General features: G+C 39.8%; 25 protein-coding genes. 19 read left to right on the forward strand and 6 right to left on the reverse strand.

The genetic code is table 11. The annotated features are described in order from the left end of the window. The first annotated feature begins 115 nt into the window (after nucleotides 1–115). The 7 genes from KFB94_05600 (at nucleotide 116) to KFB94_05630 (ending at nucleotide 12611) form a co-directional block, all read left to right on the forward strand. Nucleotides 116–2299 (forward strand): primosomal protein N', encoded by a 2184-nt coding sequence (locus KFB94_05600; protein ID QVL44789.1) that lies wholly within the window; start codon nucleotides 116–118, stop codon nucleotides 2297–2299. 203 nt (nucleotides 2300–2502) lie between these two features. Beyond that, nucleotides 2503–3363 (forward strand): hydroxymethylpyrimidine/phosphomethylpyrimidine kinase, encoded by an 861-nt coding sequence (locus KFB94_05605; GenBank protein ID QVL44790.1) that lies wholly within the window; start codon nucleotides 2503–2505, stop codon nucleotides 3361–3363. Further along, nucleotides 3332–3970 (forward strand): thiamine phosphate synthase, encoded by a 639-nt coding sequence (locus tag KFB94_05610; GenBank protein ID QVL44791.1) that lies wholly within the window; start codon nucleotides 3332–3334, stop codon nucleotides 3968–3970. The genes KFB94_05605 and KFB94_05610 overlap by 32 nt, the downstream gene beginning before the upstream one ends. A 16-nt stretch (nucleotides 3971–3986) precedes the next feature. Then, complete coding sequence (hemL, locus tag KFB94_05615; GenBank protein ID QVL44792.1) at nucleotides 3987–5285, forward strand: glutamate-1-semialdehyde 2,1-aminomutase; 1299 nt, start codon at nucleotides 3987–3989, stop codon at nucleotides 5283–5285. A gap of 85 nt (nucleotides 5286–5370) precedes the next feature. Beyond that, on the forward strand, nucleotides 5371–10032 hold the full coding sequence (locus tag KFB94_05620; protein ID QVL44793.1) for a glutamate synthase subunit alpha: 4662 nt from the start codon (nucleotides 5371–5373) through the stop codon (nucleotides 10030–10032). Further along, nucleotides 10032–11459 (forward strand): glutamate synthase subunit beta, encoded by a 1428-nt coding sequence (locus KFB94_05625; GenBank protein QVL44794.1) that lies wholly within the window; start codon nucleotides 10032–10034, stop codon nucleotides 11457–11459. The genes KFB94_05620 and KFB94_05625 overlap by 1 nt, the downstream gene beginning before the upstream one ends. Before the next feature lie 87 nt (nucleotides 11460–11546). Next, nucleotides 11547–12611, forward strand: coding sequence for a uroporphyrinogen decarboxylase (locus tag KFB94_05630; protein QVL44795.1), 1065 nt, complete (start codon nucleotides 11547–11549; stop codon nucleotides 12609–12611). Between the two features lie 75 nt (nucleotides 12612–12686). On the opposite strand, the gene KFB94_05635 is transcribed toward KFB94_05630, so the two are convergent. Next, on the reverse strand, nucleotides 12687–12890 hold the full coding sequence (locus KFB94_05635) for a cold-shock protein (GenBank protein ID QVL44796.1): 204 nt from the start codon (nucleotides 12888–12890) through the stop codon (nucleotides 12687–12689). Nucleotides 12891–13155: 265 nt separating this feature from the next. Between KFB94_05635 and infA the strand changes: the two genes are divergently transcribed. Then, the gene (infA, locus tag KFB94_05640; GenBank protein QVL44797.1) at nucleotides 13156–13416 is read left to right on the forward strand and encodes a translation initiation factor IF-1; all 261 of its coding nucleotides are present in this window, start codon (nucleotides 13156–13158) and stop codon (nucleotides 13414–13416) included. A gap of 46 nt (nucleotides 13417–13462) precedes the next feature. Here the strand turns inward: infA and KFB94_05645 are convergent, their stop codons facing one another. Continuing rightward, complete coding sequence (locus KFB94_05645; protein QVL44798.1) at nucleotides 13463–14050, reverse strand: cytochrome b; 588 nt, start codon at nucleotides 14048–14050, stop codon at nucleotides 13463–13465. Between the two features lie 114 nt (nucleotides 14051–14164). On the opposite strand from KFB94_05645, the gene KFB94_05650 reads away from it, so the two are divergent. Next, entirely contained in the window at nucleotides 14165–15082 is a 918-nt protein-coding gene (locus KFB94_05650) for a quinoprotein relay system zinc metallohydrolase 2 (protein QVL44799.1), read from the forward strand. 32 nt (nucleotides 15083–15114) lie between these two features. Here the strand turns inward: KFB94_05650 and KFB94_05655 are convergent, their stop codons facing one another. After that, on the reverse strand, nucleotides 15115–15501 hold the full coding sequence (locus KFB94_05655) for a DoxX family protein (GenBank protein QVL46583.1): 387 nt from the start codon (nucleotides 15499–15501) through the stop codon (nucleotides 15115–15117). Nucleotides 15502–15582: 81 nt separating this feature from the next. On the opposite strand from KFB94_05655, the gene KFB94_05660 reads away from it, so the two are divergent. The 6 genes from KFB94_05660 (at nucleotide 15583) to KFB94_05685 (ending at nucleotide 19330) form a co-directional block, all read left to right on the forward strand. Further along, entirely contained in the window at nucleotides 15583–16008 is a 426-nt protein-coding gene (locus KFB94_05660; GenBank protein QVL44800.1) for a GNAT family N-acetyltransferase, read from the forward strand. Nucleotides 16009–16069: 61 nt separating this feature from the next. After that, nucleotides 16070–16621, forward strand: a complete 552-nt coding sequence (fae, locus tag KFB94_05665; protein QVL44801.1) for a formaldehyde-activating enzyme — start codon at nucleotides 16070–16072, stop codon at nucleotides 16619–16621. A gap of 52 nt (nucleotides 16622–16673) precedes the next feature. Continuing rightward, nucleotides 16674–17303, forward strand: a complete 630-nt coding sequence (locus KFB94_05670) for an arylesterase (GenBank protein ID QVL44802.1) — start codon at nucleotides 16674–16676, stop codon at nucleotides 17301–17303. A 307-nt stretch (nucleotides 17304–17610) separates the two neighbouring features. Continuing rightward, complete coding sequence (locus KFB94_05675; protein QVL44803.1) at nucleotides 17611–17763, forward strand: excisionase family DNA-binding protein; 153 nt, start codon at nucleotides 17611–17613, stop codon at nucleotides 17761–17763. Continuing rightward, nucleotides 17764–18228 carry a response regulator gene (locus KFB94_05680; GenBank protein ID QVL46584.1) on the forward strand — a complete coding sequence of 155 codons (465 nt, stop codon included), beginning with the start codon at nucleotides 17764–17766 and terminating at the stop codon, nucleotides 18226–18228. A gap of 244 nt (nucleotides 18229–18472) precedes the next feature. After that, complete coding sequence (locus tag KFB94_05685) at nucleotides 18473–19330, forward strand: hypothetical protein (GenBank protein ID QVL44804.1); 858 nt, start codon at nucleotides 18473–18475, stop codon at nucleotides 19328–19330. Here KFB94_05685 and KFB94_05690 read toward each other — a convergent pair. Both KFB94_05690 and KFB94_05695 read right to left on the reverse strand, forming a co-directional pair. Beyond that, the gene (locus KFB94_05690; GenBank protein QVL44805.1) at nucleotides 19302–19643 is read right to left on the reverse strand and encodes a hypothetical protein; all 342 of its coding nucleotides are present in this window, start codon (nucleotides 19641–19643) and stop codon (nucleotides 19302–19304) included. The two genes, KFB94_05685 and KFB94_05690, sit on opposite strands and share 29 nt — an antisense overlap. Before the next feature lie 791 nt (nucleotides 19644–20434). Beyond that, the gene (locus KFB94_05695; GenBank protein QVL44806.1) at nucleotides 20435–20707 is read right to left on the reverse strand and encodes an HU family DNA-binding protein; all 273 of its coding nucleotides are present in this window, start codon (nucleotides 20705–20707) and stop codon (nucleotides 20435–20437) included. Between the two features lie 609 nt (nucleotides 20708–21316). Between KFB94_05695 and KFB94_05700 the strand changes: the two genes are divergently transcribed. Beyond that, the gene (locus KFB94_05700; GenBank protein QVL44807.1) at nucleotides 21317–22000 is read left to right on the forward strand and encodes a hypothetical protein; all 684 of its coding nucleotides are present in this window, start codon (nucleotides 21317–21319) and stop codon (nucleotides 21998–22000) included. A gap of 71 nt (nucleotides 22001–22071) precedes the next feature. Then, nucleotides 22072–22770: a transposase gene (locus KFB94_05705; GenBank protein ID QVL44808.1), complete on the forward strand. Its 699-nt coding sequence runs from the start codon at nucleotides 22072–22074 to the stop codon at nucleotides 22768–22770. 144 nt (nucleotides 22771–22914) lie between these two features. Here KFB94_05705 and KFB94_05710 read toward each other — a convergent pair whose 3' ends face one another. Then, complete coding sequence (locus tag KFB94_05710; protein QVL44809.1) at nucleotides 22915–23553, reverse strand: response regulator transcription factor; 639 nt, start codon at nucleotides 23551–23553, stop codon at nucleotides 22915–22917. Nucleotides 23554–23954: 401 nt separating this feature from the next. On the opposite strand from KFB94_05710, the gene KFB94_05715 reads away from it, so the two are divergent. Together KFB94_05715 and KFB94_05720 are read left to right on the forward strand one after the other, a co-directional pair. Continuing rightward, nucleotides 23955–24311 carry a carboxymuconolactone decarboxylase family protein gene (locus tag KFB94_05715; protein ID QVL44810.1) on the forward strand — a complete coding sequence of 119 codons (357 nt, stop codon included), beginning with the start codon at nucleotides 23955–23957 and terminating at the stop codon, nucleotides 24309–24311. A gap of 16 nt (nucleotides 24312–24327) precedes the next feature. Further along, nucleotides 24328–24897, forward strand: a complete 570-nt coding sequence (locus KFB94_05720) for a DUF3365 domain-containing protein (protein QVL44811.1) — start codon at nucleotides 24328–24330, stop codon at nucleotides 24895–24897. The last annotated feature ends 38 nt before the right edge of the window (nucleotides 24898–24935 follow it).

Here is a 24935-nt window from a genome sequence, read left to right on the forward strand (position 1 = left end):
CTTATTGTGAATAGATTGCATTAATTTTGCGAAGCCAGTATTTTAACCCAATAAACGATTACACTAAAATTATCTATTTACAGTGACAAAACAGAAGACACAAAACAAAATTACGATGGCAATGCAAATCCTCAGAGTTGGACTTGATGTACCGTTAAATCGTTTATTTGATTATATCAATGCGGGATTTACGGCACAGATTGGTGCGCGTGTTGTGGTTCCTTTTGCTGGTAGGCGTTTGATTGGGGTGATAGTCGATATTGTGAACGACTCGGATGTGCCATTCGACAAATTGAAACCCGTGCAACATGTGTTTGATGATGTCGTATTTGATGCACAGTTGTTTAAATTGCTAAAATTTTGTGCTGACTATTATCACTATCCGCTCGGACAAACCATGATTGCAGCGTTGCCGTTACGCTTGCGTCAAATTAAACCTGCTGTTGCACGTAAACATTATGTGTACAGGCTCAATGGGTCAATTGATATGGCGGCAATATCAAATCGACAAATCGTGTTGAAACGCATTGTGCAAGCCTTAGAGCAAAACGATCGCCTGAGTGAAATACAATTATCGGCAATTGCACCCAGTTGGCGCAAAGCGATAGCGACGTTAAAAACCATGGATTGTCTACAACAAACAGAAGTGGTGGCTATCAAACCTGGTTTACAATCCTCTGCCATCATACCAACCCTAAACGAAGAACAGCAGCAAGTGATTCAAGCTGTGTTAGCTGAAATAAACCATTTTAAAACGTGGCTGTTATATGGCATTACCGGCAGTGGTAAAACAGAAGTGTATATTCAACTATTACAATCAGTATTGGCAGAAAAAGATGCACAAGCGCTCATTTTAGTCCCAGAGATTAATTTAACGCCACAATTAGAAGCACGATTTAGAACTCGCTTAAATCAATATCCATTAGTGACTTTACATAGCCATTTGAGCGAAAGTGAGCGCTTGCAATCGTGGCTAGCAGCTAGCTCTGGTGCTGCCAAAATTGTCATTGGTACACGATTAAGTGTCTTCAGTGCAATGCCAACCTTGAAGTTGATCGTGATTGATGAAGAGCATGATGGTTCTTATAAACAGCAAGATGGTATGCGTTATCACGCACGTGACATTGCTATTATGCGAGCAAAACAACTGAATATTCCGATTGTCATGGGTAGCGCAACGCCCTCATTAGAAACTTGGTATTTGGCGAAGAAGCAACAATATGGCTTACTGACACTTAAGCGCCGCGCAGTTGAGCAGGCACAATTGCCTAAGATTCATTGTATTGATGTTGGTAAATCACCAACAGAAAAAGGCCTGTCGCCTTTATTGATTGATGCGATGCAAGAGCGATTAAAGCGTGGTGAGCAGAGTTTGTTATTTCTTAATCGGCGTGGTTATGCACCAGTATTACATTGCAATGTCTGTCAATGGATTGCGCCTTGTGTACGTTGTTCTGCAAGGCTGGTTGTGCATTTGGGTCAACGTCAACTGAAATGCCATCATTGTGGGCATGAGCAACCCATCCCACTACAATGTCCAGATTGTGGGAATCCAGATTTAAGCCCTGTTGGACAAGCTACCCAGCGTTTGCAACAGACTTTAATGGATTTATTTCCCACAGCAAATATTGCTAGAGTTGATCGCGATAGCGTGCCTAATAAAGATGCACTGACCGATTTATTAAAAAAAGTGCAACGCAAAGAAGTCGATATTTTAGTTGGCACCCAAATGTTGGCAAAAGGGCATGATTTTCCACATTTAACTTTAGTTGGTGTGATTGATACTGATACAGCATTGTTTAGCCCAGATTTCCGTGCAAGCGAGCGGCATTTTTCGCAGCTAATGCAAGTGTCTGGTCGAGCAGGTCGTGCAGAAAAAGCGGGTGAAGTGTTGATACAAACCACATTTCCCCAACATGCATTGTTTCATGCTTTGCGTGCCCAAGATTATGCAACATACGCTGATACACTGCTTGATGAGCGTAGCGTCATGCAATTTCCACCAATCACATATTTTGCTTTGCTAAAAGCAGAAGCAAGTACTTACAAACAGGTTTTGCTTTTTTTAAATGAAGCCGTTGTGCTAGCAAAGCAAATACCTAATGATGTGATGATTTATGACCCACTCAGACCGCAAATGGCACGATTGAACAACATGGAACGTGGTCAATTACTGCTACAAGCTAACAACCGAGGCGTGTTACATCGATTATTAACACAATGGATACCTATGCTGCGTAGTCATAAACTGGCTAATAAAGTGAGATGGGTTGTGGATATTGATCCAATTGAGTTTTAACGAATTAAAAAGTAACAATTGCGTTATATCGTTGTCTACAGAATGTAATTTATTTATTTAATTGGGTAAGCGATATGATGAAAACCAATAACACGGTTGAGTTTATTTCAGTTGTCATCAAGACTTGGTTAACGCTTAATTTATCTGTTTTACTTAAATCAGTATAAAATTGCTTAAAGCCTTACCCAGAATATAGAGAGAATATGACAAAAACACCACCTTGTGTGATGACATTTGCTGCGACTGATCCTAGCGGCGGCGCTGGTTTACAAGCGGACATGTTGACTTTGGTAAGCATCGGTTGCCACCCCCTTTCCGTTGTGACAGGGGTGACGGTACAAGATACCGTAGGGGTAGAAGGCGTGATGGCGTTAGATGCAGATTGGATTAATGATCAAGCGCGAACAATTTTAGAAGATGTGGAAGTGGCTGCCTTTAAATTGGGCTTGCTTGGTAGTGTGGAAAATATTGCTGTCATAGCAGAAATTATGGCGGATTACCCTGATGTACCATTGTTGATTGACCCTATCTTAACTTCGGGTAGAGGGGATGATTTAACCAACGAAGAAATGCAAGCGGCAATGTGCGAATTGTTGTTTCCACAAGCAACGCTGATTACCCCAAATAGTATAGAAGCACGTCGTTTAGCCTTTTATGATGAAGGTGATGAGATTAAACATACATCATTAGAAGAGTCTGCCCAGCGTTTATTGAGCATGGGCACAGAATACGTGCTAATTACGGGCACACATGAACGATCGCTAGATGTTGCAAACGTATTATATGGATCAGAAGGCTTAATTAGAGAGTACCATTGGGAGCGGTTAATCGGCAGTTATCACGGCTCTGGCTGTACGTTAACAAGTGCGATTGCTGCTTGTATGGCACATGGTTTAACCCTAGAAGAAGCACTACAAGAAGCACAAGAATATACCTGGCAAACACTTAAAAACGCCTTCAGACCAGGTATGGGACAATTTATTCCAGATCGTTTTTTTTGGGCGAGAGAAGAAGCGGAAGCGCTAGCAAAAGATGTTGAAAAGCCATCCCCTATCCAACATTAAAGGGTTATATGCCATTACACCAGATACGCTTGATACCGAACACTTAATCGCAAAAGTACAAAGTGTATTAGAAGGTGGTGTTTGTTTGTTGCAATACCGTAATAAACTTGCTGACGCGGCGCTAAGACTGCAACAAGCCAACGCATTGCTGAGACTTTGCCATTCGTATAGCGTGCCTTTGATTATTAATGATCATGTCGCTTTGTGTGCAGAAATTGATGCAGATGGTTTGCATCTTGGTGCTGATGATGATCAATTGATAGAGGCGCGAAAATTGCTTGGTCAGCATAAGATCATTGGCGTTTCATGCTACAACCAATTAGTGTTAGCAAAAAAAGCGCAAGCTGATGGTGCAGATTATGTTGCTTTTGGTGCATGTTTTGCATCTAGCACCAAGCCCAAGGCACCAATCGCACCACTAAGCTTGTTTGCTCAAGCAAAGCAAGAATTACACATACCTATTGTTGCTATAGGGGGTATTACGCTAAAAAATGCCCAACAAGTAAAGCAAGCTGGGGCGGACGTAATCGCTGTTATTAGCGCAGTTTTTAATGCAGATTCGATTACTGAAACCAGTCAACAATTTCATTTAACTTTTAAGCAATAACGATATAATCAATACCATGAATTCACAAAATCAAATACTTTTTGAACAATCACAACGTCTCATTCCAGGTGGCGTTAATTCGCCAGTCCGCGCTTTTCGTAGTGTGGGCGGCACCCCTATTTTCTTTAAAAAAGGGTTAGGGGCTAAACTCTGGGATGTGGATGGCAAAGAATACATCGACTATATTAACTCTTGGGGGCCGATGATACTTGGTCATGCCCATCCTGAAGTCATCGCAGCCGTACAAGCAGTGGCTGCGAATAGTTTATCGTTCGGCGCGCCTACAGGCTTAGAGTTGGAAATGGCAGAAACCATTAACAAATTAGTGCCTAGTATGGAGCAAATACGCTTGGTGAGCTCAGGCACTGAGGCCACCATGAGCGCCATACGTGTTGCGCGAGGATTTACCGGACGCAGCAAACTCGTCAAATTTGAAGGTTGTTATCATGGCCATGCGGATTCGCTATTGGTTAAAGCGGGTTCTGGCTTGCTGACGTTCGGTGAGCCAGATTCAGCGGGTGTGCCAGCCGAAGTGGCAGCAAATACATTAACATTACCTTATAACGATATTGAGCAGTTAGAAGCCTTATTCAAGCAGTCGGGTGATGCAATTGCATGCGTCATTATTGAGCCCGTTGTTGGCAATATGAATTTGGTTAAACCAAAAGAAGCATTTTTAAAAGCCTTGCGTGATTTATGCACCAAGTACGGATCAGTACTGATTTTTGATGAGGTCATGACAGGTTTTCGCGTACATCTTGGCGGCGCCCAAGCGCTATATGGCATTAAGCCTGATATGACAACATTAGGTAAAGTAATTGGCGGTGGCCTGCCTGTTGGCGCTTTTGGCGGACGCAAAGATATTATGTCTGGTTTAGCTCCATTAGGTAAGGTGTATCAAGCTGGTACCTTGTCCGGCAATCCAGTGGCAGTAACAGCGGGGCTTAAAACATTAGAATTAATTCAAGTACCTCATTTTCATCAACGGCTGGCAGCACAGACACAAAAATTGGTTGATGGATTAATGACAACAGCTAAAAAAGTAGGTGTTACTTTCAGTGCGCAAAGCGTTGGCGGTATGTTTGGGTTATATTTTAGTGAGGTCTGTCCAACCTGCTTTGATGAAGTAATGAAATCAGATAAAGCCGCTTTTAATGTTTTTTTTCACAGCATGCTAGAGAGTGGTATTTATCTCGGGCCGTCTGCTTTTGAGGCTGGGTTTGTTTCTGCAGCGCATACAGATACCGACATTGCAACAACGTTAGCAGCAGCAGAAAAAGCTTTTCAAACTATTTTAGCGACAAAACAGTCTTAACGTGCGCTATGTGATTGATAGCAAGCGTATTTAACGGTATTATTGAAGGTTCCGCTAAATGTACAGTAATGCTTGAGAATAGAGTATGGATATAAACAATTCAATTAATCAGCAGGATTCTAAATTGACAAGACCAGCAATCGCTAAATTAGCACCAGCAAAACAAGGCTTATATAGCCCGAATAATGAACACGACGCCTGTGGCGTAGGTTTTGTTGCACACATTAAAGGCAAAAAGAGTCATCAAATTGTTCAACAGGGTTTGGAGCTACTCACAAACTTAACACACCGTGGTGCAACAGGTTATGACCCTAAGTTAGGTGATGGTGCTGGCTTGTTAATGCAAATTCCAGATGCATTTTTGCGCGATGAAATGGCGAAATTAAACATTACGTTGCCACCCGTTGGGCAATATGCTGTTGGTAATTTATTTTTGCCGCAAGTATCAAGCAATAGAGCGCAATGCGAAGGCGTGATTGAGAATATTCTGCAAGAAGAAGGGCAGCAACTGATCGGTTGGCGTGACGTGCCTGTAGACAATAGCAACATTGCACAAGCAGCGCGCGATGTTGAACCGATGATGCGTCAATTATTTATTGGTAGTAGTTTTGATGATCAAAATGCATTTGAACGTAAATGCTATGTGATGCGTAAGCGTATCGAACATGCAGTACGTGCATTGAATATCCAAGACAATGCTTATTTTTATGTGCCTTCTCTTTCTTCGCGTACCATCGTTTATAAAGGCATGTTATTAGCCAATGAAGTGGGTGTGTATTACCAAGATTTGACAGATGAGCGTGTGGTATCTGCATTGGCGTTAGTGCACCAACGTTTCTCAACAAATACTTTTCCATCATGGCATTTGGCACACCCTTTCCGCATGATTGCGCACAATGGTGAAATTAATACTGTGCAAGGCAATGTGAATTGGATGACTGCACGCCATGCGGCAATGCATTCTGAGTTATTGGGTGAAGATTTAGAAAAAGTGTGGCCATTAATTGTGCCAGGTCGTTCAGATTCTGCTTGTTTTGATAACTGTTTAGAGTTATTAGTTGCAGGCGGCTATAGTGTGCCGCATGCCATGATGATGATGATTCCAGAAGCTTGGAGTGAAAAAACCATTATGGATGATGATAGGCGTGCTTTCTATGAATACCATGCTGCGATTATGGAACCATGGGATGGGCCAGCGGCAGTAGCATTTACCGATGGCAAAATCATTGGTGCCACACTCGATCGCAATGGCTTACGACCAGCGCGTTATTTAGTGACAGATGATGATATCGTGATGATGGCTTCTGAAATGGGAGTGTTAACTTTCCCAGAAGAAAAAATCGTCAAAAAATGGCGATTACAGCCAGGCAAGATGTTGATGATTGACATGGAACAGGGCCGTATCATTGACGATGAAGAAGTCAAAAGTACATTAACAACAGCCAAGCCTTATCGTCAATGGATAGACGCAACCCGTTACAATATTGCTGATTTGCCAAAAGTGGAAGCAAAGTTTGATTTGAAAGCAAGCTTGTTAGATACGCAACAAGCATTTGGCATGACGCAAGAAGATATTAAATTCTTGCTCGAGCCGATGATTAAAAACGGTGAAGAGGCTGCTGGCTCTATGGGTAATGATGCAGCGCTGCCGGTGTTATCAAGCAAACCTAAAGTGTTATACAACTACTTTAAGCAATTATTCGCACAAGTCACTAACCCACCAATCGATCCGATTCGTGAAGAAATGGTGATGTCTTTAGTGACATTCTTAGGGCCAAAACCCAACTTGCTGGAGATGAATGAAACCAAGCCAGATCCGCGCTTAGAAGGTAGTCAGCCGATATTAAGCGAAGACGCATTTGCCAAAATTATGGCGATTAAATCCATTACGAACGGCGATTACAACGCAATCTCATTGGATATCTGTTATCCAGTTTCGCAAGGCGTTGCTGGCATGTCGGCTGCGTTGAGTGCGTTGTGTGCAAAAGCCGAGCAATCAGTAGCAAATGGTTTTAATATCATCGTGTTGAATGACATGAATATGGATGCCGATATGGTGGCTATTCCTGCTTTATTAGCGACGTCGGCAGTGCATATGCATTTGGTAGAAGCTGGTTTGCGTACGCAAACAGGATTAGTCGTTTCAACAGGATCTGCACGTGAAGTACATCATTTTGCTTTGCTAGCAGGTTATGGCGCGGAAGCAGTATTCCCATGGTTAACGTATAAAACCATTGCGAGTATTGCTGATCAACCAGTAGAAAGCTGCGAGAAGTTTATTAAAGCCATTGGCAAAGGCTTATATAAAGTGATGTCAAAAATGGGTATTTCTACCTACCAGTCATATTGTGGCGCGCATATCTTTGAAGCGATTGGTTTAAATTCACAATTTATTAATAGATACTTTAAAGGCACGACAACACAAATAGAAGGGATAGGCCTAGAGCAAGTTGCGGAAGAAGCGTTGCGTTTACATCAGGCCGCTTTTGGTAATGATCCCGTTCTTAGCAACGCGTTAGATGCAGGCGGTGAGTATGCTTATCGTGTGCGTGGCGAAGAGCATATGTGGACGCCGCAATCGGTCGCTAAATTGCAACATGCGACACGCACCAACCAATATGAAACCTATAAAGAATATGCAAAATTAATTAACGATCAAACACGTCGTCATATGACGTTGCGTGGTTTGTTTGAGATTAAACCTGCAGGAAAAGCGATACCTTTAGAGCAGGTTGAATCAGCCAAAGAAATTGTTAAACGTTTCGCAACCGGTGCAATGTCAATGGGTTCAATTTCAACAGAAGCACATGCAACATTGGCTATCGCAATGAATCGTATTGGTGGTAAATCCAATACTGGTGAGGGTGGTGAGGATAAAAAGCGCTATATTCCTGTTGCGACAGACACCACCATGTCTGCAGTATTTGGTCAAGAATTTATTGAAGCTGATGTTAAATTAAAAGCAGGCGATTCAATGCGTTCTCGCATTAAACAAGTCGCTAGTGGTCGCTTTGGTGTGACGGCTGAATATTTAGCAAGTGCTGATCAAATTCAAATTAAAATGGCGCAAGGCGCAAAACCAGGTGAAGGTGGTCAATTACCAGGCCATAAAGTGAGCCAGTATATTGCGATGTTACGTTTTAGTGTGCCGGGCGTTGGGTTGATTTCTCCGCCACCACATCATGATATTTATTCGATTGAAGATTTGGCGCAATTGATTCATGACTTAAAAAATGCAAATCCAAATGCAACTATCTCGACTAAGTTGGTCTCTGAAACGGGTATCGGTACTGTAGCAGCTGGTGTAGCAAAAGCAAAATCAGACCACATTGTGGTCGCTGGCCATGATGGTGGAACAGGCGCCTCGCCACTCACTTCGGTGAAGCATGCGGGTACACCATGGGAGCTAGGCCTTGCTGAGACACAACAAACCTTGGTCTTAAACCAATTACGTGGACGTGTAATTGTCCAAGCCGATGGTCAAATGAAAACAGGGCGCGATGTAGTGGTTGGCGCTTTATTAGGTGCTGATGAGTTTGGCTTTGCAACAGCGCCGTTGGTTGTTGAAGGTTGTATTATGATGCGCAAGTGTCATTTAAATACTTGTCCAGTGGGTGTTGCAACACAAGATCCAGAGTTGCGCAAGAAGTTTACCGGCCAGCCAGAACATGTTGTTAATTATTTCTTTTTCGTCGCTGAAGAGATTCGCGAATTAATGGCAAGCATCGGCATTGCTAAATTCAGCGATTTAATTGGACGTGCAGATTTGCTTGATATGCAAGCTGGTATTGATCATTGGAAAATTAATGGTTTGGATTTTAGCAAAATCTTCCATCTACCAGATATGCCAGCCAGTGTAGCCAGACACCATGTTGATGATCAAGATCATGGATTAATTAATGCACTCGATAATCGTCTAATTGAAAAAGCAAAACCAGCCATTGAAAACGGCGAAAAAGTCGTGATTGATACACCAATAGTGAATACCAATCGCACAGTAGGTACCATGCTGTCCAATCAAATTGCAAGCAAATATGGTAACGCTGGACTGCCTGACAACACCATTAATATTAATTTTACGGGTACTTCAGGTCAAAGCTTTGCTGCATTTTTAGCCAAAGGTATTACGTTTACTTTAATAGGTGAGGGTAATGATTACGTCGGAAAAGGCTTGAGCGGCGGTCGCATTATTATTAAACCACCTGCTGCATTCCGCGGTATTTCACATGAAAATATTATTGTTGGCAACACGGTCATGTACGGCGCTACAGCGGGTGAAACCTATTTTAGCGGTGTAGCAGGTGAGCGTTTCTGTGTCCGTAATTCAGGCGCATCAACCGTTGTTGAGGGTGTTGGTAATCATGGCTGTGAATATATGACTGGTGGTACAGTTGTTGTCCTTGGTTTGACAGGACAAAATTTTGCAGCTGGCATGAGTGGTGGAGTGGCCTATGTTTATGATGTAGATGGTCAATTTGCTAAACGTTGCAACATGAGCATGGTGGCATTAGAAAAGGTTGAGTCGGCTGATGCTGATATTGGCAAGGTACAACACTTAGGTCAGCCTGATGAGAACATCTTAAAACGCTTAATTCAGCATCATGCAGAATTAACAGGTAGCCAACGTGCTAAAGCTATTTTGGCAGATTGGGATAAGCAAAGAGCGCAATTTGTTAAAGTAATGCCAATTGAATATAAACGTGCACTAACCGAGTTAGCTGCACTAGCCAGTAAGGAAGCCGCATAATGGGTAAAGTAACAGGATTTAAAGAGTTTGAGCGACTAGCGGAAGCTAATATTCCCGTTCAAGAGCGCGTAAAAAATTACAAAGAGTTTGTGCTGCATTTGAGTGATGAAGAAGCAAAAGTACAAGGCGCACGCTGTATGGATTGCGGTATTCCATTTTGTACATCTGGCTGCCCAGTCAACAATATTATCCCCGATTTCAATGACTTGGTTTATCAGCAAGACTGGAAGCAAGCGATTGATGTCTTGCATTCCACAAACAACTTTCCAGAGTTTACAGGACGCATCTGTCCCGCGCCTTGCGAGGCAGCTTGCACCTTAAATATTAATGATGATGCAGTTGGTATTAAATCCATCGAACATGCCATTATTGATAAAGCATGGGAAAACGATTGGGTTATTCCACAAATCAACCCTCATAAAACGGGTAAAAAAGTAGCCGTAGTAGGGTCAGGCCCTGCTGGATTAGCTGCCGCACAACAATTAGCGCGTGTTGGTCATGATGTTACAGTGCTTGAAAAGAATGATCGTATAGGTGGATTATTGCGTTACGGTATTCCTGACTTTAAGATGGAAAAGTTGCATATTGACCGCCGTATGGCACAAATGCAAGCAGAAGGCGTCACTTTTAAAACAAATCAATACGTAGGTGAAAACGTTAAAGCAAGTGATGTATTGAACGACTATGATGCTGTTATATTGGCTGGTGGTGCAGAATACCCCCGAGATTTGCCTGTGCCTGGGCGCGATTTAGACGGTGTGCATTTTGCCATGGATTTTCTAGCACCTAATAATAAAGTCGTCGCTGGCGATCATATTCCCAACCAAATAAAAGCCACGGGCAAGCATGTTGTGGTGATTGGCGGCGGTGATACCGGCTCTGATTGCGTGGGCACCTCTAACCGTCATGGTGCAGCGAGTGTGACCCAGTTTGAATTGATGCCACAACCGCCAGTTCAAGAAAATCGTGCATTAACATGGCCAAATTGGCCGCTTAAAATGCGCACATCAAGCTCGCATGAAGAAGGTGCAGAGCGTGATTGGTCTGTGGGCACAAAAGCATTAATTGGTAAAAACGGCAAAGTAACTGGTCTAAAAGGTGTCAAGCTAGCGTGGGAAGGTCGCGAAATGGCTGAAGTACCAGGCTCAGAATTTATCATCAAAGCAGATTTAGTTTTATTGGCAATGGGCTTCGTTTCACCGTTACAAAATGTGCTTGATGCATTTGGTGTAGAAAAAGACAATCGCGGTAACGCAAAAGCAACAACTGATGGTGATGGTTGCTATCACACCAGTCAAGATAAAGTATTTGCTGCTGGCGATATGCGTCGTGGTCAATCACTCGTTGTATGGGCTATTCGTGAAGGCAGACAGTGCGCGCGAGCGGTAGATGAGTATTTAATGGGCTCATCAGTGTTACCACGCTAAATAACCAAATTACGCAACAAAAAATAATAGCGGTACGATAATGGGGATACGAAAGCGGTATCCCCAATTTTTTTGAAAAGAGTCAATATGCAAGCATTACAAAACGATACATTTTTAAAAGCACTCATGTGTGAGTCAACTAACTACACGCCCGTTTGGATGATGCGTCAGGCTGGACGCTATTTACCTGAATATAAAGCAACGCGGCAAGATGCAGGTAGTTTTATGGATTTGTGTCGAAACGCACAATTTGCGACAGATGTGACATTACAACCATTAGATCGATATCCATTGCTAGATGCGGCTATTTTATTTTCAGATATTTTAACTGTTCCTGATGCTATGGGTTTGGGTTTATCATTTGAGGCAGGTGAAGGCCCAAGGTTTGAGAAAACGTTACAACAAGAAGCCGATATTAGAAAGCTGACTGTGCCAGATATGGCTGATCTGCAGTATGTATTTAATGCGGTATCTAGCATTCGTAAAGCATTAAATGGGCGCGTGCCTTTGATTGGTTTTTCTGGTAGCCCTTGGACCCTAGCCACCTATATGATTGAAGGAAAAGGCGGTACTGACTTCTTAACAACAAAAAAAATGGCGTATGCACGCCCAGATTTATTGCATCACATTTTAGAAACAACGGCACAAACCGTCATTCAATATTTGAATGCACAAATTGATGCTGGCGCGCAAGCCGTGATGATTTTTGATTCATGGGGTGGTGCACTTTCACACCATGCTTATATTGAATTTTCGCTGCATTATATGAAAAAGATTATTGCTGGTTTAACCAAATATGCAGATGGTCGAAAAGTGCCTGCTGTGATGTTTACCAAAGGTGGTGGCCTGTGGTTAGAAGCACAAGCCGAGTCTGGTGCCGATGCATTAGGACTAGACTGGACGATAGATATTGGTCAAGCGAGAGTGCGCGTGGGTAAGCAAGTAGCACTGCAAGGTAATTTAGACCCTGCAGTTTTATTATCAACACCACAAGCGATAGAAAAAGAAGTGATTAATATCTTATCTAGCTATGGTCATGGTAACGGACATGTTTTTAATCTAGGTCATGGCATTACGCAATGGACGCCCCCAGAAAATGCCGCTGCTTTTTTGGAGGCTGTGCGCAAACACAGTCTACAATACCATCGTTAATCTGAAGCAAAAAAAATGACCCAATTAATGGGTCATTTTAATTGAGGTTTTTACACCTCAGGTTTTATTGCAAACTTAAGCTTTTTGAATGTTAGAAGCTTGTTTACCTTTTGGACCATCAGTAACGTCGAATGTTACTTTTTCGTTTTCTTTCAAACTTTTGTAACCGCTATCAACGATTGCTGAAAAGTGAGCGAATAAATCGTCACCACCTTCATCTGGCGTAATAAACCCAAAACCTTTTGAATCATTAAACCATTTTACTGTTCCTGTTGCCATGTCTTATATCTTTCATACTTTAAATAGGGAGGCACCCTGAAAACTTGGGTTTTAAAATCTAATGCCTACTGACTTAAAATTGAAAAATCCAACGCCTTAGTACGCTTTGTACACGCAAATAAGAATAAAAACAAGTGGAAATTGCATTTTTTTGCAAAAAAAGCATAAAAAAGCCGCTTTTTTGGTGTTTTTGTTGCTAAACATGGCATCTAAGCCTATACTTCGTCCCTAATTATAAGCAATTTGAAAGATTTCGGAGAGTTATTTGGCTAAAGAAGAATTAATTGAGATGAATGGTGTGGTAACAGAGGTGTTACCAGATTCGCGTTATCGTGTGACGTTAGAAAATGATCATAAGTTGATTGCCTACGCTGGTGGTAAGATGAAAAAAAATCATATCCGTATCTTGGCGGGTGATAACGTAACGTTAGAGTTGTCGCCATATGATATTAATAATGGTCGCATTACATTTAGGCATATTGAGCAAGGTAGTAATAGTTTTACACCTAGAAAAAAAAGATACTAGTTTTATGCAAAGCACATTAAAAAGCGCCATTAGGCGCTTTTTTGTTTCAGGGCAGCATGCGGTTCATGGTTTTATCTTTATCAATAAACGTATGTTTTAAAGCACCTGCAATATGTAATATGATGATGGCTAGAAATATAAGCCCTGCAATTTCATGTGTTTCATGAAAAATTTCTCGTACTGCTTTGTTCTCAAACCCAGCAATAAAATCTAGTCCAAACCATTTTACGCCATATTTACCCGCAATCGACATAATTAAACCACTGATTGGAACGATGAACATTAATAAGTAAAGTAAGTGATGAGCGCTCGTTGATAATTTGCGCTCCCATGCTTTATAACTTGTTAATGCTGCAGGTGGTTGGTGGCTCAGACGCCACAGAACACGAATAATAATCAGACCAAGGAGCGTAATACCAATTGATTTATGTAGATTGAAATAAAAAGTTCTGGGTGAAACTGGTTTGGTAAGCTCCCAAGTGTAAATGCCCCAGTCGAATAAATCATATGCAGTTTTCTCTGGTGCTTCTCTTGGCAATTCCGTCATGTACCAACCAAAAGCAAACATGCCTACAATGCCTGCGGCAATCAGCCAATGCAACATAATAGCTGTAATTGTATAACGTTTATTCATGCTTTCCCCTCAATAAAATGCCAGTCTAGTTGATGTAATATGTGACAATCGTCACTACATTCTTGTACGAAAAGCATTATATTTTAACCGTTAAAAACGTAAAGCGACAAAATAATGAAGACTTTAATCAAAATACTACTACTGTTAATGTTGTCTGCCTGTGCAGAAAGTATGCCAGTTGGCTTCTTACAAGATATGGGTGATGGCATTTATGTCCATCACGGTGAGCATTTGGATATTGATGTTGGTTATCAAGGCGATATTTGTAATATTAGTGTGGTGGTTGGCTCCAAAGGCGTCGCTGTTATTGATACCGCAGGCAGTTTACAAGTGGGAAAGCAATTACGCTCAGCAATTGCAGCAATTACCCAACTACCCATTTTATATGTGATTAATACGCATGTGCATCCTGACCATATTTTTGGTAATGCCGCCTTTATTGCTGATAAACCAACCTTTGTTGGACATGAATTTCTAGCCGAAGCTATGCAATTGCGCGAAGAAGGTTACAAAAAACTGAATGAAAAATATTTGGGTGATAACGCAACAGGCAGTGATATTGTGATTCCAACCTTAGTAGTTAAAGATCTATTGACGCTTGATTTGGGTGATAGGGAGCTGAAATTGCAAGCTTATCCAAATGCCCATACCAACACTGATATTACGGTGATTGATTCTAAAACACAGACATTATTTACGGGAGATTTACTTTTCATAGCGCGTACGCCAGTCATTGAAGGTGATATTAAAGGCTTGATTGCAACATTGGAACAGTTAAAAGCGCATCCTAGTATCAAGTTCGTCGTGCCTGGTCATGGTCAATCAACAAGTAATTGGGTGTTAGCTATTGATAATCAATTGGGTTATTTAAACGTGTTATTACATGATGTGCGTGCAGCGATCGCGAACGATGTCGGTTTAGCTGAAGCAATGGATACCGCCGCAGCAAGCGAGAAAGATAAATGGGTGCTGTTTGATGTAGCAAACCGTAGAAACATCAATACGATTTATCCCACATTAGAATGGGAATAAAAAAAAGCGGCTTAGCCGCTTTTAACCAATCATCAAGCTTTATTTTTTAGATTATCCAGACTGAAAGGTGTTTGTGGATGCACACTCAGTAATAACATGCCACCAGCAATACCCATATATAAAAAGAACACTTCAGGAATTTTTGTGCCAAGTACCAATGCTAAAAATACAGCCAGGCAAGCTAACACTCTGGCGCATAATATCGTTTTAAGCCCAACTAATAGTCCGATTCCGGCAACAAGTTGTATGAGAATCAGAATAGGAGCAAAAATCGTTGGTAAGCCAAATTGGCCTAAGGTGATTTGATATTGCAGATACCCATCAGGATTATTCATAATTGCGGTTAAACGTAATAGCACTAGGCCTAAAAAAACCATGGCGAGTAAAATGCGTGCTGCAGCTATTTGATATTTTTGCATCATTTATCCTTCATTCACTTATTTAAATTATCCATGCATAATGCCTGTAAGCACTATTGACTGCAAGTAATACAAAACGCGATGCAAGAATTTTATATTAAACCGGTAACTTGGGCTACTCATGAAGCACAGTTAAAGCTGATTCGTGAGCAAGTGTTTGTCTTAGAGCAGCATGTCCCTTATACATTAGAATGGGATGGTTTAGATGTTGATGCTACGCATTTGTTAGCGGTTGAGCAGATAGCAAAGCCAATTGGTTGCGCACGACTATTGTCTTCAGGCATTATCGGGCGTATGGCGGTGCTGCCAGAAAAGCGTGGATTGGGTGTGGGAACGGCATTATTAGAATCAGCCATCGAATTTTATAAGCAGCAACATTTAAATCAAGTGACACTTTCAGCACAAACACAGGCTCTTCGCTTTTATGAAAAAGCTGGATTTGTTGTGAGTAGTGATACTTATTTAGATGCCAATATTCCACATGTCGATATGCAACTAAAGATTTAAGTTGCAGCATTAAAATTGTATAATTTCTTATTGATTTTCAGTTCATTTTTAAAGGGTATTTATGTCAAAAATTATTTTTAAAGCTGGTGAAGCAACCTTATATACAGAGGGTAAAGATACCTCTGCAGCAATGCCGGAAATTTTAATCGGCGCGGTAGATGGCCCAGTTGGTCAAGCGTTTGCTAATTTGATGCAACAATCTAAAGGCCATACAGCCATGTTTGCTGTGCGCGACATTAATCAAATGGTACGTCCTGTTTGCATGACAGTGCCAAAAGTAACATTAAAAGATTCTGCTAATATCGAATTGTTCGGTGGTTTAGTGCAAGCAGCAACAGCCGATGCAATTTTGGATTGTGTGATCGAAGGGATTATTCCAAAAGACCAAGTGAATGATTTATGTATTATTAGCTTGGTATGGATTGATCCAGGTGCAGCGAAAGACCCTAACTTAGATAAAAAAGATATGTATAAAAACAATTATGAGGCGACTAAGCTTGCGATTAAACGTGCATTAAATGACGAGCCAAGTATTGATGAGTTGATTGCAAATCGCCAAAAAGTAAAACATTGTATGTGGGAAGATAGCTGGGATCAAGATTACTCATCATGATAAAAAAGTAGCTGCGGCTACTTTTTTTATGCCTGCTGCATAAAGGAATCCAATGAAAAAATGTATCGCCTGTTGTTTATTCACTTTGAGCCTATTAGCTTGTACTACTAGTCAACAGTTAGCAGCTATTCCTGCAGGTTCAACAGTGGTTATATTAGGTGATAGCCTAAGTTATGGTAAAGGTGCCGCTAGAGGGGAAGATTATCCTTCGCTACTAGCAGAGCGTACGGATTGGCATATTGTGAACGCAGGTGTGCCTGGCGACACAAGTGCACAAGGGTTAGCACGATTGCCTGAATTATTGGCAACACATCGGCCGACATTATTAATGATTGTGTTGGGAGGAAACGATTTTTTGCGCAATATTAATGTTGTAGAAACTGAAGCCAACATCCGCGCCATTATTCAAGTTGCAAAATTGAACAAGGTACAAGCAATATTAGTTGCAATACCAAATTATCAGCCGGTTAAAGCCGCTTTGGTTGGTTTGAGTGATCACCCTTTGTACGCAAAATTGGCGGCAGAAACTAATGTGGCGTTAGTAGAGGAAGTCTTCTCTGAAGTGTTATCTAATAGCGCGTTAAAAGCCGATTATGTGCATCCAAACGCCGCCGGCTATCAAATGATTGAAGCCAAACTTCACGCTAAACTAATGGCGCTAGGTTTGTTTAAAGCGCAGTAATGACTGCAATCAAGAGCAAAATGATATTGCTCATCACCAATGAAACCTTGCGGTTTCGTGCCTAACTAAAAGCCAATTGATTTCAAATAATAGAGACAATATGTGCTTTGATGGCTGATCTAATCAAATGGCTAAAACACAATGAGAGATTGATTTTTATGCTAGATAAATCTCTATTAAACAATTTTATTAAGGCTTATTTTTGTCTAGTAAAATAGTGGCTATTTATGTTATGATAAATTGAAGCTTAAGTATTTTAATAACGACTAAACTAATCTTTACAACGCTAATATCGATGTGGTTATCAATGACAATAACATCTACCTTAGAAACTGATCACTATGTAACAACACGAATTGCTGCTTATATGCTCAATGTATCATTAAGAACGATCCAATTATGGGTTGAGTCTGGCGTATTGCGAGCCTGGAAAACGGCGGGTTGCCATCGCAAGGTTTAAATAGCGTCTATTGAAGCGGTTATACAAAAACGAAAGCAAGCGCTCGCTGCTAACAATGGCACACTCAACAGCACCAATAATGCATTCAATATCTTACTCGTTGAAGATGACGAAAAATTAAGAAAGTTATTTACTTTTTATTTTACAGACTGGAAATATAAAATTGGCTTAGATATTGTTAGTAATGGTTTTGACGGTATGATAAATCTTGGTCGTAAAATGCCAGATTTACTGATCACAGACCTGAATATGTTGGGTATCAACGGCTTTGATTTGGTCAAGTATTTAAAAACATCGTTGCAGTTTAATCAGCTTGATATTGCAGTTATAACGGCATTGACGCCTGATGACCTTCCAGATACGAGCGTTTTTCCCTCGACAGTTCAACACTTTTTTAAACCAGTTGATTTTGTTTTGTTAGAAGCGTTTATATTGAGTTTGATTGCCAAAAAAAATGGCAAATAGTTTATGGCTGCATGCTATTGATGTGCTAGTAACTGATTATTGTAAAAGCTAATACAAAACGGCTGAAACGATAAATGCCTACATGTTAGTTGCAATAAACCATGACTAACAATAAAGTACAATCATATCGATCAATCCTAGCAATGCCTGAAATAACCATCGATAGCTTAAGATGGTTGCTCTTTTTGCGCGCTTGTCATGATAGACTCATTACAAACTTTCAACACAGGTCAAGCAATTAAAAATGGTTCAATACAACCCAAAAGACTGGCTTATTTTTATCTTCCGCTTTCATGAGTCAGACACTTTCCGGCAGTTGATTCCGATGATGATTCTTATTGGGTGTTATGCTGGTGGCATCGCCTATTTAGAGTTAGCTTATTGGCAGCTTTCTGATGAAAGCCATGTTAAGAATATTCCCTTAATGCACACCACAGTCGGTTTTGTATTGTCATTATTATTGGCATATAGAACCAATACCGCTTACGAGCGCTGGTGGGAAGGCAGAAAATTATGGGGAGCACTTGTTAATAATAGCCGTAATTTGGCGCTTAAGCTTGCCGTCTTGTGTGTTGAACAAAGTGATAGAGATTTCTTTAAAGGCGCAATTCCTGCTTATGCATCAATACTTTCTACCCATTTGTTAAATGAAAAAACCAGCAACATGCTGTTAGATGATTGGATAATCGATAATGAAAAACACAGACCCAACCAAGTCGCAAAAATGTTATTTCATCGAGTAAATGCACTTTACTTATCAGGTAAGATAAGTGGACATCAATTTTACATAATGAACGCCGAGCTACAATCTTTTACTGATATTTGTGGCGCATGCGAGAGAATTAAAAACACACCAATACCGTATTCGTATAGTTCTTTTATCAAAAAATTCATTTTCTTTTATGTGATGACTTTGCCTTTTGGATACGTATTTAGTCTGGGCTATTATGTCATTCCAGTTGTTGTATTTATTTTTTATGTATTAGCGAGTTTAGAGTTAATTGCAGAAGAGATTGAAGACCCTTTTGGCCATGATGCCAACGATTTACCCACTAAAACAATGGCAGCTAACATTAAAAGACACGTCGAAGAATTATTTTGAGAATTGAGCAAATAAAGACATCAATCGTAATGATTTGACAGCGTTTGCCAGATGCTTTAAAGATTGCTTGAGTACGCTTTTTGGTCTGGATACAGGTTGTTGATAGAATCTGTATTTTATGCGCTTCGATACCCTTTTTAGCTAATCGCTTTATAGTAATAATGGTTGCTGCTAGTGCATTATAAGTATGCACAAGACAAACGCTCAGCTTTTCGGTATCTATATGGATGTATTCTACTTCATAAAGTCTTTTGACTTTATTATTTAAATTTAAAGCATCATTTTCAATAAAATGCTTGTTTTTAAATCGCATCAGAAACAACCTTCTTTGAACTATTGCCGAGATGTTTAGTTGGTCATTGATTAGGGATTAACCGGTATCAAATTCTGCCGATGAACCATATGCAGCCAGTTAGAGCAGCCATCATGGGGAACATATAGTATGCAATTATCCTGGCATACAAACTCATTTTCTTGCTGAGTATTCTTAAGCAGTTGAATGCTAAACCACTAAAAAATATAAAAATAATTAGTATGGTTAGTAAGAATTGGATATTACTTAAAATCGTATTTCTTGCGCTAGCCACATCTAAGCATAACAACAAAATAATAGCGCCATACATTGATGATTGGGTTAAGACGTATAACCCTCGGATATTATATTGATAAAGACCAAGATCTAGTTTTAACTTTTTACTAATTTCAACCGCCTTGGTAAGCGCTGATAACCGCATAAAATAAAATGCTTTCTTTTAATCTTGGTTTAAATGCAAACAACGGAATGTGCTTAATCTAGTGCCATATTTTTTTAAGCGACACAAGTCTTGAATGATTCAAGAGTACGCTACAAATCTTGCTTGAAGTGATCAGGGAATCCTTAACTTTGTACAAGAAAAAGAGGGTTATTGCTGTATTTCAGCCTCATGAATCATTAAGGCCTGCAGAACTGGCTGAAACTTAAACGGGCAATAATTGCATTGTTATTGATATGAAGTAGCTTGCAAAATTAATTTGAGCAGGTCAAACTGAACTGCTCAAATTAATGATGCAAAGTGATGTAATCGATTTATCTCATTCACGTGCTACGTTAAGTGAATAAAATAATTAATTCACCCCTGCTTTAGTATCTTTGCCTGATAGGAATCTCACCGTTTTGCGAGAAGGGATTTCAATTTTTTTCCCAGTTTGTGGATTTACCCCTACTCTTGCTTTTCGTTGACTCACTTTGAATGTGCCAAAGCCAACCAATCGAACTGCTTCGCCTTGAGACAAGCTTTTCTTAATTGCATCTGTAGTTGCTGATATCACTTTATTAGCGACTACTTGAGAAACGCCTGTTTCTGCAGAGACGCGTGCTAGTAATTCTGTTTTATTCATTACCTACCTCCATTAATTAACTTTATAAATTCTTTAAAAAATTAAAGAAACCTAACATTTTTTCGGTGATGTTCAATGGAAATGAGCATTACCACTACACTTTGGGCAATAATATATAAGTAATATTAGTTTAGGTAGTTCAAAGTTACATTTTTTATCACTTTAAGCATTTCCTTACTTTTTATTAAGGATAAGTAACATCATTAGTCGTAACTATCTGTTTATAATATCTCTTCAATAAAATGCTTAAATATTATATTGATGCCTATTTAAGGTTTCGCCTACGTAAAATCATTTGCATTAAAAGTAAAATTTTGCATTTTTAATCTTTAACACGTGTAATTAATCAACAATACTTAAGTGATAAGGCAGGCATGTTTTACTTGTTATATGTAATTGAATAGTATGTGTGAAAAAACAATTCACGAAAAAGTTTTAGTCGTTAAATTTTAAATTCTCAAAACATTCAAAAATAAGCCGAGTTTTGAGTGCATACAAGCAAATTAATAATTTTGTTAACAATTGATTTTTAAAGTGAAGCTAATGATGGAATAAAACAAGCGACTTAAACTACCGTCACTTAATCTTTAATTAAGAATGAGGTTTTTTATGCAAGTGAAGCAAGAAATTATTCCACTAGATTTGATCCCACACAACGATGAATTAGATTTGCTCATTGAATTAGAAAGGGAGCGAATGACCAGAGATTTGCATGATGAACTTGGGCAAATTCTTTCGGCTATCCAACTTAATTCAGAAGCGATTAAATTTGTTGTCGGTGATAAAAATGAAGATGCGTTACGTTTAATTTCGGCTATTCAAACTAAAATCAAAGATGCACATAATGCTGTATCAGAAGTAATAAATGAAAAGCGTCCAGCTACCACTGAGACTGACATCGCATTTAAAATCAAAAAAGAATTTCTTACCCGACTTAATGAATCACCAATGCGGGTTGTCTTTGGTGAAATGGACGAAAGCGTTACGATTTCGCATGTTAAATGGAGGCAGCTCCATCACATCATACAAGAATTAATTACCAATATCGTTCGGCATGCTAGAGCAACGGAAGTCAGAGTTACTTTTTATCAAAAAAACCTCAGGCTGCGGTTAGTGGTAGAAGATAATGGCATTGGCCTTCCTGCCAATACCAATCTATCAGCAATGACCTCAAATGGCATCGTAGGTTTACAGCACAGAGTGGCAATGTTGAACGGTATGGTTGAGTTCTCCAAACTTGATGCTACTAGTGATATGCCAGGCTTAAAAGTTTCATTGAGTATTCCATATTAGATTAATAGTCCATTACTGCTAAATGCGTAGGTAATAGTAAACGACATTTAATTGAGTCAAGAAAGGTGAAAATGAGTGGGAAGCGATATCCGGAGGCATTTAAATTAGCAGCAGTTCGTCGCATTACAGAGCATGGAGAAGTGGTGTCGGACGTAGCAAAGCAGTTGCATGTTTCGCAAGATAGCCTTTATTCATGGCTGAAAAAATTTGGTCCCAACGCAAGTGTGCATCAAGCGCAGTTAGCCGATCAAGTAGAAATGAGCAGGTTAAGAAAAGAACTAAAACGTGCCAGAGAAGAGCGTGATTTACTTAAAAAAAGTCGAGGATTATTGCATGAAGCTGTGCGATTAAGATACGCCTTTATTAAAGAGCATCAACACAATTGGCCAACAAGATGGCTTTGCCAGATGTTAGAAGTACACCCAAGTGGCTTTTATGCCTGGCTTAAACAGCCACAATCTATCCGAGATAAAAACGATCAGCGTCAGGCAAGCTTAATCAAACAATCCTGGCTGGCGTCAGGTGGCGTGCATGGTTATCGTAAGGTGCACAGCAATTTGCGAGCATTGGGTGAGCAGATTGGTGTAAATCGTGTTTATCGCTTGATGCAAGCGCATGGATTGGCCTCTGGGATTGGATACCGCAAACCGAAACAGGATGCTCAATCAAATTTAATTAGTCAGAATCGATACAATAAGCAGATGGATCGAGATAAAGCAAAAGAAGTAGCAGAGTATCCATCTACATCAATTGGTTCTCGCTCACCTTAATTGGTAAAACTATAGGTTACACGGCAAAAAAACAAGCATCAACATAAGCAAATCGTAAGCTGTTTTGCAGCATTAACACTAGCTTTAATCGTTATTTTTCAGATGCATTGTAGCCTGTGTGTTTCAGGTAAGCCGTAATAGTGATTATTCATGTAGAACATTTTCCAAATAATACTTAACCATATCGGCATTACTTTTAAACGCCATTTTTTCCATCATTCTTGATTTGTGGCTACTAATGGTTTTAGGACTTAAGTTCAAACTTTTTGCTATATCATTGACGCTTGTGCCTTGTGCAAGTAAGGAGAAAATATGAAATTCACGATAGGTTAGTTTTTCGTGTGATTTGTTTTCATAAAGACTCACTGATGCTGCAAACAAAAGCGAAGTCTCAGGGCAAATATATTTTTTACCGGCAATGGTTGACTCAATGGCATGTACTAAATCTACATAAGGTGATTTTTTTGATACATAGGCATCGGCGCCCGCTTTTAATATACTTTTAATGACATACAAATCTTCATGCATGCTTAAAGCAATGATTGGTATAGCGGGAAAGCTGGATTTTATACGCTTGATGAAAGCGACCATATCTGTACCATCTACAGAAATATCTGAAATTAAAATATCGATATTGGCCTTACTCAGAGTGTCAAGCGTATTTTTGGTAGAATCTAGCTGATGCGTAATTTCATATTTACCCTCAAGCGAGATCAATTGCTTTAGACAGTCTCTTAGTATTTCATGGTCATCAATATGTAAAATTGATATTTTTTTTGTCATATGCATTTTGGTCCACAAACATCGTTAACGACAAATATTATGGAAACTTTAATAACAACTTTGATATTAGTTGACTGCCAAAAGTTCAAAGCTAGCTTACTGATAAGTAGTTTGGAATTGGATTTGGCGTGGCAAATAAAGAAATTATAACCATCGAATAGTTTTATTATAATTGAAGGCATAAATTTCAAATAAAGTATCATCGGCCATCTGAGTGTAACATTAGATAACGCTTAAAACAATGTAAGTTTACCCTTATATTCAACGCCTATTCATCTATTTTATATTATAGATTACACATCAAACATAGCTATCCGAGCTATGTTTGACCTATATCAATATCCATCCATCATTATATAATAATATATAATGTTCTTAAATAGATTGAAAAGGGCAAGAAAATGGATAAGCAATATAAAGCGTTAACCAATAGTATTTCTGCTGGATTAAAACAAATGCGCCATGGTGCGCCAGAGGTCATGCAGGCATTTGCCATGTTATCTAGCAGTGCAACAAAAGACGGTGTATTAGATAAAAAAACCAAAGAACTGATTGCCTTAGCACTTGGCGTAGCTGCACATTGCGATGGTTGTATTGGATTTCATACCCAAACTTTAGTTAAATTAGGCGTCAGTAAACAAGCACTAATCGAAGCCTTGGGGATGGCAGTTTATATGGGTGGTGGGCCTTCTCTGATGTATGCAGCAGATGCAATTACTGCTTATGATCAAGCCAGTGCGTCATCACCCAACAATTAATTAAATAAGGTAACCCATGAAAAAATTAATGATTACATCCGTACTTTTGCTAAGTGGTTGTCTAACACAAACAGTTGATAATCAAACCTATTTGCATGACGCACAAAAAACCACCCAAGCTTTTACCCAACAACTCGGTGGCACACTTAAACAGCAGATTCAAAGCCAAGGTATAGTCAGCGCTATCCCATTTTGCAAAGAGGTCGCACCCACGATTGCGCAACAATATTCCACTGATAAAAAAACGGTGACGCGTGTTTCGACTAAAGCCAGGAATCGCCAGCAAGGCATACCAGATGCTTGGGAAGAAAAAGTATTACAGAGCTTTCTGCAACAACAAAGCGCTGATCCTGCAAAAGCCAATTTAGAATATAGCCAAATAACCACAGAAAATAACGCACGTTACTATCGCTATGCCAAAGCAATTAAAGTGCAACCAATGTGCTTAGCTTGCCATGGTCAAACAAACGACATCTCGACTGAAGTGAAAAATGCATTGGATCAATATTATCCAAATGACATTGCACGCGATTATCAAGTTGGCGATGTACGCGGCGCGGTATCGATTAGATATAGACTGAATTAGCACCATGAATAAGCAAGTATAGTTGGTAAAGGAAAGCA

It is taken from the genome of Methylophilaceae bacterium, assembly GCA_018398995.1.
Classification (GTDB): Bacteria; Pseudomonadota; Gammaproteobacteria; order Burkholderiales; family Methylophilaceae.

Coding starts and splice junctions, on each gene's coding strand:
- KFB94_05685 (QVL44804.1), top strand. CDS start 18,473: ATGGTTCAATACAACCCAAAAGACTGGCTTATTTTTATCTTCCGCTTT.
- KFB94_05660 (QVL44800.1), top strand. CDS start 15,583: ATGCAAGAATTTTATATTAAACCGGTAACTTGGGCTACTCATGAAGCA.
- KFB94_05645 (QVL44798.1), bottom strand. CDS start 14,050: ATGAATAAACGTTATACAATTACAGCTATTATGTTGCATTGGCTGATT.
- fae (QVL44801.1), top strand. CDS start 16,070: ATGTCAAAAATTATTTTTAAAGCTGGTGAAGCAACCTTATATACAGAG.
- KFB94_05690 (QVL44805.1), bottom strand. CDS start 19,643: ATGCGATTTAAAAACAAGCATTTTATTGAAAATGATGCTTTAAATTTA.
- KFB94_05625 (QVL44794.1), top strand. CDS start 10,032: ATGGGTAAAGTAACAGGATTTAAAGAGTTTGAGCGACTAGCGGAAGCT.
- KFB94_05675 (QVL44803.1), top strand. CDS start 17,611: ATGACAATAACATCTACCTTAGAAACTGATCACTATGTAACAACACGA.
- KFB94_05700 (QVL44807.1), top strand. CDS start 21,317: ATGCAAGTGAAGCAAGAAATTATTCCACTAGATTTGATCCCACACAAC.
- KFB94_05600 (QVL44789.1), top strand. CDS start 116: ATGGCAATGCAAATCCTCAGAGTTGGACTTGATGTACCGTTAAATCGT.
- KFB94_05630 (QVL44795.1), top strand. CDS start 11,547: ATGCAAGCATTACAAAACGATACATTTTTAAAAGCACTCATGTGTGAG.
- KFB94_05605 (QVL44790.1), top strand. CDS start 2,503: ATGACAAAAACACCACCTTGTGTGATGACATTTGCTGCGACTGATCCT.
- KFB94_05635 (QVL44796.1), bottom strand. CDS start 12,890: ATGGCAACAGGAACAGTAAAATGGTTTAATGATTCAAAAGGTTTTGGG.
- hemL (QVL44792.1), top strand. CDS start 3,987: ATGAATTCACAAAATCAAATACTTTTTGAACAATCACAACGTCTCATT.
- KFB94_05710 (QVL44809.1), bottom strand. CDS start 23,553: ATGACAAAAAAAATATCAATTTTACATATTGATGACCATGAAATACTA.
- KFB94_05655 (QVL46583.1), bottom strand. CDS start 15,501: ATGCAAAAATATCAAATAGCTGCAGCACGCATTTTACTCGCCATGGTT.
- KFB94_05650 (QVL44799.1), top strand. CDS start 14,165: ATGAAGACTTTAATCAAAATACTACTACTGTTAATGTTGTCTGCCTGT.
- KFB94_05720 (QVL44811.1), top strand. CDS start 24,328: ATGAAAAAATTAATGATTACATCCGTACTTTTGCTAAGTGGTTGTCTA.
- KFB94_05695 (QVL44806.1), bottom strand. CDS start 20,707: ATGAATAAAACAGAATTACTAGCACGCGTCTCTGCAGAAACAGGCGTT.
- KFB94_05715 (QVL44810.1), top strand. CDS start 23,955: ATGGATAAGCAATATAAAGCGTTAACCAATAGTATTTCTGCTGGATTA.
- KFB94_05670 (QVL44802.1), top strand. CDS start 16,674: ATGAAAAAATGTATCGCCTGTTGTTTATTCACTTTGAGCCTATTAGCT.
- KFB94_05610 (QVL44791.1), top strand. CDS start 3,332: ATGTTGAAAAGCCATCCCCTATCCAACATTAAAGGGTTATATGCCATT.
- KFB94_05620 (QVL44793.1), top strand. CDS start 5,371: ATGGATATAAACAATTCAATTAATCAGCAGGATTCTAAATTGACAAGA.
- KFB94_05705 (QVL44808.1), top strand. CDS start 22,072: ATGAGTGGGAAGCGATATCCGGAGGCATTTAAATTAGCAGCAGTTCGT.